Origin of the sequence: Shewanella waksmanii ATCC BAA-643 (genome assembly GCF_000518805.1) — a bacterium.
In the GTDB taxonomy this organism is placed as follows: Bacteria; Pseudomonadota; Gammaproteobacteria; order Enterobacterales; family Shewanellaceae; genus Shewanella; species Shewanella waksmanii.
In genome coordinates, this window is sequence record NZ_JAEH01000006.1 from 1 (window position 1) to 14,510 (window position 14,510).

General features: G+C 41.4%; 10 protein-coding genes. 1 reads left to right on the top strand and 9 read right to left on the bottom strand.

Translation table 11 applies throughout. The annotated features are described in order from the left end of the window. The coding region (locus L865_RS0103755) for an IS3 family transposase (RefSeq protein ID WP_028772008.1) at positions 1–192 on the top strand (192 nt) is incomplete at its 5' end. On the opposite strand, the gene L865_RS0103760 is transcribed toward L865_RS0103755, so the two are convergent. From L865_RS0103760 to L865_RS24480, 9 genes are all read right to left on the bottom strand, one after another. Next, positions 189–446 carry a hypothetical protein gene (locus L865_RS0103760; RefSeq protein ID WP_028772009.1) on the bottom strand — a complete coding sequence of 86 codons (258 nt, stop codon included), beginning with the start codon at positions 444–446 and terminating at the stop codon, positions 189–191. The two genes, L865_RS0103755 and L865_RS0103760, sit on opposite strands and share 4 nt — an antisense overlap. Beyond that, positions 443–3,199, bottom strand: a complete 2,757-nt coding sequence (gene acnA, locus L865_RS0103765; RefSeq protein ID WP_028772010.1) for an aconitate hydratase AcnA — start codon at positions 3,197–3,199, stop codon at positions 443–445. The genes L865_RS0103760 and acnA overlap by 4 nt, the downstream gene beginning before the upstream one ends. Beyond that, positions 3,183–3,356, bottom strand: a complete 174-nt coding sequence (locus L865_RS25395; RefSeq protein WP_157577423.1) for a hypothetical protein — start codon at positions 3,354–3,356, stop codon at positions 3,183–3,185. Before L865_RS25395 ends, acnA begins: the two co-directional genes overlap by 17 nt. Before the next feature lie 69 nt (positions 3,357–3,425). Continuing rightward, a complete protein-coding gene (gene hflC, locus L865_RS0103775) occupies positions 3,426–4,403 on the bottom strand; it encodes a protease modulator HflC (RefSeq protein WP_028772011.1) in 978 nt (325 codons plus the stop codon). After that, the gene (gene hflK, locus L865_RS0103780; RefSeq protein WP_028772012.1) at positions 4,400–5,476 is read right to left on the bottom strand and encodes an FtsH protease activity modulator HflK; all 1,077 of its coding nucleotides are present in this window, start codon (positions 5,474–5,476) and stop codon (positions 4,400–4,402) included. Before hflK ends, hflC begins: the two co-directional genes overlap by 4 nt. Positions 5,477–6,031: 555 nt before the next feature. After that, positions 6,032–7,303, bottom strand: coding sequence for a tyrosine-type recombinase/integrase (locus tag L865_RS0103785; RefSeq protein ID WP_028772013.1), 1,272 nt, complete (start codon positions 7,301–7,303; stop codon positions 6,032–6,034). A 302-nt stretch (positions 7,304–7,605) separates the two neighbouring features. After that, complete coding sequence (locus L865_RS0103790; RefSeq protein ID WP_028772014.1) at positions 7,606–8,712, bottom strand: alanine/ornithine racemase family PLP-dependent enzyme; 1,107 nt, start codon at positions 8,710–8,712, stop codon at positions 7,606–7,608. Further along, positions 8,709–9,887, bottom strand: a complete 1,179-nt coding sequence (locus tag L865_RS0103795; RefSeq protein ID WP_028772015.1) for an N-acetyltransferase DgcN family protein — start codon at positions 9,885–9,887, stop codon at positions 8,709–8,711. Before L865_RS0103795 ends, L865_RS0103790 begins: the two co-directional genes overlap by 4 nt. Before the next feature lie 226 nt (positions 9,888–10,113). Next, positions 10,114–14,430 carry a response regulator gene (locus L865_RS24480; protein ID WP_051484428.1) on the bottom strand — a complete coding sequence of 1,439 codons (4,317 nt, stop codon included), beginning with the start codon at positions 14,428–14,430 and terminating at the stop codon, positions 10,114–10,116. Positions 14,431–14,510 lie beyond the last annotated feature (80 nt).

A 14,510-nucleotide genomic window follows, 5' to 3' on the forward strand; every position in this document is an offset into this window, starting at 1 on the left:
GAGAGTTTTTTCTCACTCCTAAAGAAGGATAGAGTTAAGCGAAAAGTCTATAAAACCAGAGATGAAGCACGCTCAGAAATATTTAACTATATCGAATATTTCTATAATCCAGTGCGCCATCATGGTAGTAATAACGGACTGTCACCAATGAAGTTCGAAAAGCAGTATTTTGAGAAACTAGAAAGTGTCTAGATAACTAGGGGCTTACCAAGGAGTTCATCACAAGCCATTACAATAGCTTGCAAATAATCATCACTTATTAGCCCTTCGTCATAATTAACTTGTGCACATGCTCGCTTGATATTAATGAGCGTATCAATAAATTCTGTCGAGAAACTATGCTTACCAATATTAAAGTACTTTAACGACAACCGAGTTTGCTCTCCCCAGAGTTGTTTAAGTGTATCCCTTTTAGCTGGGGTTTTATCTGTTGTTTGTTTGTTCATAAATATTGGTTTGCCACGTAAGGCAAAACCCCTCCAGCAATAAAATAATCTAACTCCAGTGAACTATTAATACGTAAAACTACAGGTAAAGTTACTGCTCCTTTTGTTTCATCATTTGCGGTAGAGTGTATCGTCACTAGTAACGTCTGGTTTGGCGCTAAACGGTGACTGCTATTATTATTGTCGAATATAACATCAACTAATTCATTGCCTTGTAAATGTAAACTTTCAACAGATGTACCTTTTGGTAATTGCAATGGCATGATCCCCATGCCAACTAAATTACTTCGATGAATACGTTCAAATGATTCTGCAATAACGGCCTGAACGCCAAGCAATTGACAACCTTTAGCTGCCCAATCTCGGCTTGAACCAGTGCCATATTCTTTACCCGCAAAAATCACCAAGGGGATGTTACTCTTTGCGTAATACTCACTTGCTTCAAAAATTGAGACATGTGCTTTATTTTGTAAATATTTGTCATCAAAAATCCTCGTTATTCCCCCTTGTTTCGGCGCAATAATCTCATTCTGTAGTCTGTTATTTGCAAACGTACCTCGCACCATCACCTCATGATTACCACGCCGAGCGCCATAACTATTGAGTTGCTCTGGTGTCACACCTTTAGCGATAAGATATTTGCCAGCGGGGCTATACGGGCTAATTTGTCCCGCTGGGGAGATATGGTCTGTCGTAATGGAATCACCAAAAATTGCTAAAATGTTAGCTGATTTAATTTTGATTGGACCATGAACTTGATTACAACTATTCAGCCCTTCATGGCCTGTTTGCGCTAATAACTCGAGAAAAGGAGGTTGAATAATATAAGTTGAACGGCTATTCCACGGATAACAGTCGGTATTACTTATTGGTAAATCTTCCCACGCATGATCGCCAACTAACATATCTTGATATGACAATGCATAACTCTCTTTGGTTATCGCACGCATTGTCTCGTTGACTAAGTAATCATTTGGCCAAATATCTCGTAAAAATGTCGGTTGACCATTCTTATCGATACCCAGAGGCTCATTATCAAAATTGATACGAGTATGTCCAACTAAAGCAAATGCAATAACAAGCGGAGGAGACATTAGCCAGTTTAATCGAACGGAGGGATGAATACGGCCTTCAAAATTACGGTTTCCAGATAAAACAGCACCTACATTTAAATTACCTTCGCTAATTTGCTGTTCTATATCAGGATCTAGTGGCCCAGAATTACCGATACAAGTTGTACAACCAAAACCAATACAGTTAAAGCCTAATTTATCAAGGTATTGCTGTAATCCCGTGCTATTAAGATAACGTGCAACAACTTGAGAGCCCGGCGCTAATGATGTTTTTACATTAGGGTTAATCTTCAGCCCTCGTTCAACGGCTGCTTTTGCCAATAATCCTGCCTGTAACATGACTTTCGGGTTAGAGGTATTAGTGCAGGAAGTAATAGCCGCAATAACAATATCTCCGCAGCTTAATGGCCTTAGTCTATAAGGTAAACTCTCTCTAGTAGGACAATGCCAGTCAAGTTCACTTACTTCTCTAGTTACTCGTTTTATGGTATTGAGTGGAAAACAATCTTGTGGTCGCTTTGGCCCTGCAATTGATGGCTCTATTGTGTTAAGGTCTATGACAATATTTTTAGGGTATGTTGCATGAGCCTTAGAATCTTCATTCCATAATTTTTGCGCTAATGTATATGTGTGAACACGTTCAACTAAAGCCGATGAACGATTAGTAAGCTTTAAGTATTCAATAACTTCATTATCAATGTGAAATAGACCACAGGTCGCCCCGTATTCAGGAGCCATATTGGCAACCGTTGCCCTGTCGGCGATACTTAATTCTGAAACACCGGAACCATAAAACTCAACGAATTTGCCAACGACACCATAGTTTCTCAATATTTGAGTGATTGTTAAGACTAAATCTGTTGCTGTGGTACCAACCTGCATTTTTCCTAGCAATTTAACGCCTACTATTTGAGGAGCACTTATACTCAACGGTTGGCCTAACATTACGGCTTCGGCCTCAATACCTCCGACTCCCCAACCAAGTACCCCCAAGCCATTAATCATCGTTGTATGACTATCAGTACCGATCAATGTGTCTGGAATTAACACATTAACTTCATCTCTAACCACTTGTGCTAAATATTCGAGGTTAACCTGATGGCAAATACCACGCCCTGGCGGGATAATCGTTAAATTACTGAATGAAGCTTGTGCCCATTTTAAGAATTGGTAACGCTCATGATTTCTTTCCATCTCACGTTGTTGATTATGCGCCAATGCATTGGGGCTTCCAGCCTGATCTGCAATAAGTGAATGATCTATTACTAAATCAACGGGGCACACGGGATTTATAATAGTAGCATCACAGTCTTTATCTGCGATTGCATCCCGCATTGCTGCCAAGTCAACTAATGCAGGTACACCTGTATAGTCTTGCATTAATACACGACTGGGGAAAAATGGAAATTCAAAGTTAGTTGGAGATGTTGAATCCACTATATTTTTGATTGTTTTGACAACATTTTGATAATTAAAAGTGTCATTAGTTGAGCAGTTTCTAAGGACGTTTTCTAAAAATATCTTGGTAATGAATGGTAGGTCATCCAAATTGAACTGAAAATCTTCAGCAAGCTTGTTTAGCGACCAATAGTAATAAATTTTGCCTTTATTGCCTTTGTTATTATCAATTAATCGCGTTAAGTACCTTTCTTGCCATGCGGCTTTATTTATTGGGATCATTGGATTGCTCCTTAGGAACACCTTTATCTAACGCTGCCGTATTTAATGCATCTTGAAAATTATTAAAATGTGAATTTTTATAACAATAAATTGTCATTTGTTTGTATAAAATACCGTATTTTTTCATCAATACGTTTTGAGCCGTCACTGTCATCATTATGCTCACTCCATTTACGTTTAAAAAGAAGCGGCGCGTAAATACAAGCGAACCGCATAACAATTAGACCTAGTAATTTTTGCCCGAATGGCTAATGCCATTAATAAATTTTAATAAATCACTGTCTGTTGACATAACCAGCGTTGTATTATCAGCAATAATGTCAGGATAGGCTCGCATGGTGCGCGTAAATTGATAAAGCTGCATAGCCTCTGGGCTTTGGCTGTAGGATTTTGCGTAAATATTCGCGGCCTGTGCATCAGCTAATCCTCTAATGGTTTCAACCGCTTTATAAGCCTCAGATTGAATTTTATTTAAGTCTCTAACACGGTTACCACGTATTCTTGCTGCTTCACCGTTACCTTCCGATAAAAATCGTTCAGCAATTTGGCGACGCTCACTGATCATACGATCGTAAATTTTAGGGCGTACACTTTCATTGTAATTAATGCGCTTAAAGCGAATATCAAGCAATTCAATACCAAATACTTTGACTTTCTCTGCAGCAGCAGTAAATATTTCTTCTTCAACCCATTTTCGACCTTTGTTAATGGGCACTAAATTACCCATTTTTAAATCTCTTTCTGCTTTGGTCAGCATGGCATCGCGGAGCGGCTTGCGGTCATTCGTGGTACGAATTATTTCGATGAGTTCATGTTTTGCCACAGCATTGCGCGTTTCACTGCCTAATATATCGTCGAGCCTCGACTGAGCACTACGCTCATCTCGTAACCTTAAGAAATATTGCAGAGGGTCAGTTATTCGCCAGCGGGCAAAAAGGTCTACTGAAATATATAACTTATCTTTAGTTGGCATATCGGAGGGCGCACCATCCCATTCTAATATGCGTTTATCAATGGCGTTCACAGATTGAATGAAAGGCATTTTCGCGTTTAAGCCAGCCGTCATTACTGGTTCGCCAATTGGTTTACCAAACTGGGTAATGATCACTTGCTCTACTTCATCTACGGTATAAAGTGATTGCTGCACTGTAATAACTAAACACACCAATACGACCAAGAAAATAGTAACTTTTTTAGAGATCATCGTTTTTCTCCTATTTTTAACATTTTATTTGATTGTTCAAGGTTAAGCAGTGGCAATATACTGCTTGTTGATTTATCTATAATGATTTTAGAGTGCACTTGAGGTAGCACTTGCTGCATGGTTTCAATATAGATACGGCGAAGTGTGACTTCAGGTGCTTTAACATATTGAACCAGTAGAGCATCAAATCTCGCTATATCCCCCTCCGCTTCATTGATACGTTTTAATCGATAGCCATCCGCCTCACGAATTCGCTGATCTTTCTCACCCAGTGCTAAAGGAATAATTTTGTTGTAGTCTCGCCTCGCTTCATTGATCAGTTTTTTCTTTTCTTGCTGTGCTTGATTCACCTCATTAAAAGATTCTTGTACAGGTTTAGGTGGGTTAATATTCTTTAACTGCACTTGATCAATACTAATACCCATAGTGTATTTGGTTGAAAGGGTTTGCATTTTTACTAATGCTTGTGACTCTATTTCTTGACGACCAATCGTAATCACTTCATCAACAGTTCGATCTCCAACTACTTCACGCATGACTGACTCAGAGACATACCTAAGTGTTTCACTGGGCTCTCTAACTTCAAATAGAAATTTAACGGGATCCAAAATTCGATATTGTACGACCCACTCAACTAAGGCGGCATTAAGGTCGCCTGTCACCATTTGAGTTTCACGTTGTTCGTCATGATTTAAGCTATTTTGAAAAGGATCTTGTGCACCAGACGTTTTAAAGCCAAATTCCTGCTTTAATTGTCGCTTAACGGGAACAGTGGTTGCTGATTCAATACCAAAGGGAAGTTTAAAATGCAGCCCCGGAGGCACTTCTCTAGCATACTTGCCAAATCGTTTAACAATAGCGACAGAATCACTTGGAATCGTATAAACGGATGTCCAGGCAGTGAAACCCAGAAGAATTAAAAGCAGTAGCCAGAAGAAATTAAGGAAACTCCCACCAGGCAAAAAACCTTGATACTTAGGCAAAGCATTTTTAAAAAGTTGATCTAAATCGGGTGGAGCAGGCGATTTATCGCCCCATGGACCTCGAGGAGGAGGTGTGACGTTAGTTGGCATAATAATGCCCTCTGAATAAATGGCCTTAATTAGTCACTTATTTTTTATATATGGGGTCAAAAAATGAACAATCAAGGGGGGGGGATCAATTTATGGATTAAAAAGGAGAATAAAGTTATTTTATTTAATAATCTGCATAGAAAATAGCTATTTGGAAAGCGTTATTTTCAAGGCAGCGAGCTTGTCGGTCAGGGGATATTTTTCAGTATGAATGACCAACCAATTGGTCAAAAGGGAAAATAGTCGTTACGTAATCGATAGAAATGAATATGATTGCCTATCTCGTTTTGGGGCGAAAGAGAGATAGAAACCTGTTATTTTTCAAATATGTAAATTGATCAAGTCTAGAAAAATCAACGTGTTAAGAACTTCGTTTGAGCTGACTTATCGGTGAACTCAACTATTTTAGAAGCCGCTTGCATTTGTAAGCGGATTTCTAAAATTCATTTTTCAATTTTTATTGAATCGATAAATTCAAAGTTATTTAATAACAATGACTTACCTCTATTGTGAAAGTTAACTTATGTGTCGGGTTTGATTTAACGTGGTTGGAGATTAAATGCAGCCACGTTTTTTGTACTCGGCTTCCCAGCTTTTAAATCGGTTTTCGATAGTTGCTAAGGTACTTGCTGACATAGGTTTCTCTTTCTTAGCCTGTTTTTTAAACTTAACACCCGACAGCTCTTCTTCAAACATGGATGGAACAACGTGACTGTAATGTTGCTCGATCATTGCGACACTGGTACCACACTGTTTGGCTAAAATATCTAAACGCAAATCACGGCGTAGTAACTGCCACGTAATGTAAGAATGGCGCAGTGAGTAAAGAGTGCGCGGACCATCAGGAGAATCTTTTAAATCACATTCCTCTAATGCTTTACGGAAGGCTACACCTAATTCATTGGTAGTTTCGCCATCTTCAAGTCTAAACAGTTTGTCGTAAGGTTTTCGGTTAGGAAAACGTTCACGTAATTCCTCCAAACAATCCCATATCTGATCGCGGGCTATTACTGTTCTAGTACCTGTATGTTTTGTTGTTTTGCCTTTACGAACTTTAACCTTAAAGCGTACATTATGATCTTGGCGAGTCATTTCAATATCGCCCCAAGTTATACCCTCCATTTCTGTACCGGGACGAATGCCAGTATTAACACAAAACTCCATATAGCTAAGAAGCAACTCACGGATCTGTTTTGTTTTTTCTTTTCGGCTGGTGCCAACCATATCGAGAATAGTGTCGTAAACTTTATCGTATTCTTCTTGGCTGAAGGCCGCACGCCTTTTACCGCTTTCACCTTTGGTATGTAATACTGGTACTTGAGCTGCAATCATCCATTTATGTTCTATGGCTTCTTTAAATACTAAGTTCATTGCAGAGTTGTGCGTCAATGAAGTGGATTTAGCTGGTAGTCTGCCAAATTCTTCTTTGCGCCACTTGTTGAATGCATTGATACTTTCTTGGTCGATGCTGGTTACGTAAGTGCGTTTGAAATAGGGGATGTGGTATTTATTTAATGCTTGAATATAGTCGCGGTAAGTCACTTTACCACCACCATTATCTAATTCGGCTTGAAGATTTTTAATGACTCGGTCAGCGACATCTTTAAAGCGTTTACTATTAACCAGTAAATTATTTTCAGCCTTAACTTTATATTCCATTAAGGTAATGTGGGCACGAGCAATAGCTTTATCGAGTTCTTTTTCTTTGGTCGCTTTGCTGTACCATTTACCGTAAAGTACAAAGCGAGCGTACCAACGTTTACTGTTGGCTTGTTGATAGACGTACAGTCCGTCTTGGATATCGTGGCGTGCAGTTTGAGTAGACATGAACGCTAGTATTCAATAAAAAGTAATTTTTTGCAAAGAATTTGTAAAGTGTTTTCTTTTGCTTTTATTTCTTTGAAATATAAAGATAAATTTAGACGTGTACTTTTCAAAATCCGTTGCTTTCGAGCGTGACGGTTCAAGTCCGTCCACCGGTACCAATCAAAATACTCTTTTGGAAGAGACTTTCATTAGAAAGTAAGAAACCTGCTAATAAGCAGGTTTTTTTATGCCTAAATTTTATCGGCAAGATCTTGCCTGCGCTTTTCCTGACAACCCATCAAGCTAATTAGGCTCTAATTTAGTCAATGTTTCACAATGTGCTTTATATTATTTTGGCGTTTGATTTGTAGACCATCAAAGGCTTTGTGAATATAGCGAGAAGAGATGGCTGATAATATCGCGCTGTAGTCTAAGTTGAATTGAATTTTCTGGCCGACAAAAAGTGCTGAGTCTGTAGCTTCAATAAGTAAATGGTCACTGGTCGATGACATGATTTTCATACCATCAGGCGGATGCAGTCCGGTTACACACACATCTTGACGACCCAATGCGAGAATAGCTTGCGTAACATAGCCCTTGTCTAGGATAGTTTCTTTTTCTCCGAAGGCATTTAACCCCCTTGTTCCCCAAGGTAAAGACGGTTTAGTCTTAGCCTCAATGACCTCGGCAGTCAACGTTATTGCATTGAATTGCAGTCCGGCTATTTTTGCTTGCTCTGCAGGAACACTGCCGAGAAAAATGGCTTCACCGATTCGAAGATGATTGATTCTAGTTTGACCATCGTGATTTAAAACCCAATTGATTGAAGCAGAATTTCCAGCCGAAACGATATCAATTTTTAGTCCGAATGTTATGTCAACTTCATCTGCTAGTTCTGAAAGTAGTGTCATATTTCTATCGTCGGGGGCAATACCGTATCGGCAGGCAAGATTGGTACCAATGCCTTTTATTGTGATATTGGGTAAGGTAATAATTTTACGAATGAAGCCAATAACGCGATCAGGCATCACGCCTTCGCGAAGATCCCCCAGTTCTACCATAATTATAATTCCGTGGGTGGTATTCATTTGCTTGGCGGCGATAGAGAGTTGCTGTATGACTTCGATTTCCGTATTCAGGCTAATTTCACAGTATTTTACAATGCGTGATAACTGACTCAGCATGGGGGTTCTAATTAGCATTGCTGGTAGAGAAAAACCCGCTTGTTTAATTCTTTGAATATTCTCTATACGAGAATCAGCAAACATCTTTGCCCCCGCATCGATAAGCAATTGATTAATAATAGGGTGACCTTGAAATATTTTAGTCACAGGTGTCACTGTTACATTTTTTAGTGCGAGCTGGGTGATCAGCTGCGAGGCATTTTGATATATTTTTGCACAGTCAATGTTTAACTTAGGATAGTTCATTCTTGTGTCACCTGTGTAGCCGATAGCTGAGGATATATAGACAGGACTATATGCAGTAGCTTTTCTTTTGGCTGAGATAGCGGGTCGGTCACCGGGATATCAAATTGCTCAGCATAATGCGCCATTGCACTAAGGAGATCATCGTTAGACATGTTTTCGTGATTTAGGGTTATAGCCATCACTTTAGTTTTGGAGAATGTTTCGATTAAATTAATTTCGGATGCGATAGAAGGCATCAACATATTTGGGAAATCACTGCGATATACGCGTTTGGGTGCATGTTGTAAAATAACTGCTGTAGGGCAACTGCCGCGTAGGATGAAAGCGCTGGTCGAAAATGCAGGGTGGCTCAGTGCACCTTGGCCTTCAATAATGATAATATCCGGCTTTTCATGTTGATACGCTTTAACAATGACAGACTCCAATTCCCCTGCACAATATTGAGAAGGCACAGCGTCGAGAGCAACGCTATATGGTGCGCCTTGGATGATCCCAGTTTGTCCTGTGGCTATCATGACAACATTAACGCCTATTTTACGTAATTCATCGGTTAAGATTGTCGCTGTTGTGCGTTTCCCTATGGCACAGTCGGTCCCCATTACAGCGATTCTAGGGCAATGGACATCGTGTATTTTCCCTGTAAATGTTGTTAGGCTTTTTTTATCTTTGGGTTTTCGAACATCCAATATTGTTACCTTGGATTTTTGGCTAGCAGCGACAAATCTGGGGCTATCGGTTAGAAACTCATGCAGTCCATTAACGATATGCATTTTCTTGGTCATAGCGTCAAGAATAATACACTTCTCAATTTCGGACAGTAATCCACTGGATGGTGCGATACCAAAAATGAAATAGTCCGGGGTTGTCTTCGCATTAATCATGGCCTCATTGATATTGGCCACAACAGGAATACCATTTTTTTGGTCATCTAATACTTCGCCTGAATCTAAACCTGCACACTGACTATCAATGACGGATAGAATACGATAGTAGTGTGAATGTCTTACTAATCCATTAGCTGTCTTACCATCATTTTTTCCAAAATGGCCTTCACAATAAATAATTGCTGATGGTACTGCTCCGTTGCTGATTTTGCTAGAGGCGACTGACTGAGCTGCTTGTTCTTGGTTTATTCCATCTTCTAAAATAAGTGGGAGTTGTTTTTTTGATGACATTGTTAAGCCTTAATCTTAAGGCTTAGAAGGGCAACTAAGGAGTGCCGAAGTGATAATTCGGAAAAGAAAAGAAGTCCCTACTAAGCGGTAGGGAGAAGTTACACACTAACACATTACAACAATATAGCGAGCACTTTTGCGGTTGTTTTTTAGCCAATAATAAGTATGTTTAATCGTAACTTTTCACATTGTTATTATTAGTATCAACCTTGCCAATACAGCGAGGCTATTCTGGCAATGCTTGTATTTGCTCATAAATCGTGAGGGCTAGCTCAAAATCATATTGGCTGACTGCCTCATTTAATTGTCTGCACAAGACTGCTAGTCGCGCCGGCAGCTCGGACTGCAAAATTTCTTCTATGAGTATTTGCACTTCAGTGTTACCTGATTCAATCATTTGTAGCAATAGCGCCAACTTTTCATTGCGGACTTCGAGGCTAAGCGCGGGTTTTAGGTCTTTCTGTGGTTGTTGCTCAGCATCGAGCAACTGTGTTAACCCTTGCAATACCGCCGTTAGCTGCTCGGTGAGTGACTGAGTTAATGCCAATACCTGTTCTTTGGTTTGTGGCTGGTTGAGAGATTGCTCTAATTCAGCGGCGCTTTGCTGCAGTGCCACGGCACCGATGTTACCCGCCACACCTTTCATCGTATGGGCCATTAATTTAATTGACGATTGCGCTTGGTTCCAATCAGGAGAGTCCAGTGCTTGTTGCAATTGACTGACAAAAGATTGGTTGCCTTCATAAAACTTCAGTAGCACACGTTTATAAAGTTGCTGATTTCCTTGAATGGTTGCTAGGCCTTTGTCGATATCAATACCGGCAAGAGTCATGTCGGAAAGATCTGACTCTAGGCTCGACTCTGGCTTTTTGTCAACTGGTTGTGACGTGAGATGTGCAGCATCTTGTGGCTTGCGACTGGGGGTGATCCAGCGTGCCATTGTGGCAAACATGTTAGGCACATTTATGGGTTTAGAGATGTGATCATTCATACCGGCAGCAAGTACCTTTTCGCGATCGCCAGCCATGGCATTTGCGGTCATCGCGAGAATGGGCAGCTTGTCCATATTTGGTAGCTGACGAATGATTTTTGTTGCTTGGTAGCCATCAAGTACCGGCATTTGGCAATCCATTAATATGCCGTCATAGTGCTGCTGTTGAACCATATCAACGGCTTCTTGGCCGTTGTTTGCCACTTCGACAGTTAAACCATTTGAAGTGAGGATTTCACAAGCAAGCTCTTGGTTTATGTCATTATCTTCGGTTAGCAAGATATGGCTACCTGCAAGTTTTTCAAGCAAGCTACTGTCGACATCATAGCGGTCATGTTGGCGTCGAATGTCCTGCTGGTGACCATAAGCGGACATAATGGAATCCAGTAAACTCGATGCGGTGACGGGCTTATTTAAAATGGCGCTAAAACTCACTTCGTTAGCAGCACTAAAGGCATCTTCTTTACCGTAAGCAGTGGCCATAATGATTTTGGGCTGCGCGGTTAGTGATAGCTCGCTTTGGATGATTTTGGTGGTTTCAATGCCATTTAGACCCGGCATTTTCCAGTCCATAAAGATAAGTTCTACCGGGCTTTCATCATTGACTTGTTTAAGCAACTCAATCGCTTTCGCGCCTCTATTGACCTCTATGACATCAAGACCAAAGCTTTCAAGCATGGCGACCAAAATCTCTCTGGCGGAGTTATTGTCATCGACGACTAAGGTTTTAATGCCGGTTAGCTCGGTCAATTGTTCACGGCGTGGCGCGGGTTGATGCTGCTGAATGCCAAATACGCCGCTAAAGTGAAAGGTGCTGCCTTGTCCAGGTTCTGACTCGACACTGATCTCGCCATGGAGCATTTCGGTGAGTTTTTTACTAATGGCCAGCCCTAATCCCGTGCCGCCAAACTTTCGGGTTGTAGAGCTGTCTGCTTGGGAGAAAGATTGGAACAGCTTTTTAGATTGCTCTGGGCTGATACCGACACCAGTATCCCTAATTGAGAAAGCGATTTTGACCTGCTCAGCGGATTGTTCAATGGCGCGAGCCTTGATAACAATCTCACCCTCTTCTGTGAACTTAACGGCGTTGTTGCCGATGTTAGTTAAAATCTGCCCCAGTCTTAGGGGGTCGCCGATGAGCGCTGTAGGCAGATCTTTAGGGATATCAAAAATCAGCTCAAGGCCACTTTCTTCAGCGTTTAAACCGACAAGGTTAGCTAAGTTATCAAATACGTCTTCTAAGCGGAAATCGATGGTTTCCATATCAAGCTTGCCGGCTTCGATTTTTGAGAAGTCTAAAATATCATTGATAATGCCAAGCAGTGATTCTGATGAGCGATGAACTTTCTCAATATAGTTACGTTGCTGTTTAGTCAGCTGGGTTTTTAGCGCCAAGTGCGACATGCCTATGATGGCATTCATCGGTGTGCGAATTTCATGGGACATGTTAGCAAGGAAGTCACTCTTAGAAGAGTTAGCACTTTCAGCGGCATGCATAGCGGCTTCAAGCTCATTCTTGGTTGATTCAATGACCCGTTTTTGCTCAGTGAGATTATCGGCTTGCTGTTGAGTTTGACTGAGCAACGCCTCGGTTTTAGCTCTATTTCTGGCCGTTAATATTGTCACAGAGATTGTTTCATTGACCTTACGCAACAGCTCCTGCTCTTGTGCTGTAAATGGAGTTAGCGACAGTAGTTCAATCAATGCCAACAGTTCGCCGTCATAAACAATCGGATTTAACAGTGCATGTTTAGCGGGGGTGTTGCCTGTTAACGAGCTGATTTCAAAATAGTCTTCGGGTAGGGCGGAGATGCAGCTCATTTTAGGGTTGATAAGTTGCTGACCCGCTAAGCCTTCACCTGCGCGATATTCTCTATCGCTGAGCATATTGGCTCCGTAGCTCTCAAGATAAACTAGGCTGTCTTGGTCGGTTTTTTGATAGTAAACGCCGGCTTGTTTATCGAGATATTGGCACAGAAGCTCAAGGGTTTTCTTCGCAATGTCTTGCTTGGATAAGTGACCGATGATGGCACTGTTCATCGCCACTAAACCGCCTTCTAACCAACTTGCTTGCTGAGCGGCGAGGGCATTTTCCTGCAGGGTATTGGTCATGCGCGATAGCGACAGCATCAAAATGTCTTGTTTTGAACGCGGTAAAATCTCAACGGAGTAATCACCGCTGGCAATAATGTCAGCTTTGTTGGCGATTTCCTGCATATTGGAGATCAGTTTATTGATGGCTACCGCTAGTTCATCAGAGGGGGACGGTGCAACAATTTCGGTATCTAAAACCCCTATGGAGGCAGATTTTAATGCCTGCTCTTTGGTTCGGAAACTGTCGAGCATAGTGCGTAACGACTCACCTAACGAGTCGTTATTTGACAGCAGTTCGACTCGGGTTGCCAAATCGCCTTTGGCAACGTTGCTCGCCACGGTTGATTTAAGTTGAATGCTATCTAAAAAGTGATTAAAGGCTGTAGATATCGTACCGAGCTCATCTTTCGACTGGTGGTTTGAACGTAATGAAAGGTCGCCAGTTTGCTTAACTTGCTCCACCGTATCGGCCAGTTGATTGAGTGGACGAGAGATGGCGCGAACCAGTAGCCAGCCTAAAATTATCGCGACTAAGGTGGCGAGAATGGAACTGGTTATACCGGTAGTTATACTCTGGGCATTGCTGTTTTCTACTCGGGGTCCAAGGGCATCTTGAGCATCTTTTATCGACAGCTTAATTTGTTCAGATATTGCAGCGATGTGTTTATCTAGCGGTACCATTTCCTGTTCAATAATCTGGTTGCGATCATTGATGGTGTTGACCATATCTTCAAAGGCGGCCAAATACAGGCCACGAGCGTAAGAAAACTCCTGCAGCAACTTTTTACGCTGCGGATTTTGAATATTAACCACCATTTCTTGGAAGGTCGGCTCAAACCCCACACCAAGCGCCGAGTTGACTCTGTCGACGTATGTATCTCTATTTTGGTCTAAAAATTTCAGCACATAGAGACGGCCTAGTAACACGCTCCCCAGTGCTTTTCCGGCATGGAATGACGCTGCAGCATCATTGTCTTCAAATGCCGACACCATGATAGCTTCTAGGCTTTGGCGCATTAATAGCCCTTGAGGGTCGAGACGTTCGCTGAGAGTTAAATCCCGCTGGCGCATGTAGTTAAACACTTGCTTTGATGCATCTTGGTACTGCTTAATGTTGTCGACTAGTTCAACACTTAAGGTTTTTCTGATGGGGTCGTCCATCGCTTCAACTTGCTGACTAGAAAACTGCTTTGCCAGCTTAATACGGTGGTCAAACTCTTTGGCATAATCTTCATTGCGGGTTTTTAGAAAGCGGCCGGCCGCCCGTGATGCCATTAACATATTGGCTTGTACTCGGCCTGAGAGTACACTTTCACGGGCGAATTCACGGTATTGTTTGAAGTCTTCACTGCTAGATTGCAGGTTATAGATGATAAAGCCGATAGTCAGTAGCAGGACTGAAAGAATAGTGGCAAATACTAAGGTGATTTTTGCCTTAATTTTGAGTTGTGAGAACATGCGTTTTATCCCTTAGTTAACGGTGCTACATCCTCCTTGTTAAGTTGGACTGCTTTGATATTAAAGTCAAATACAGCCCA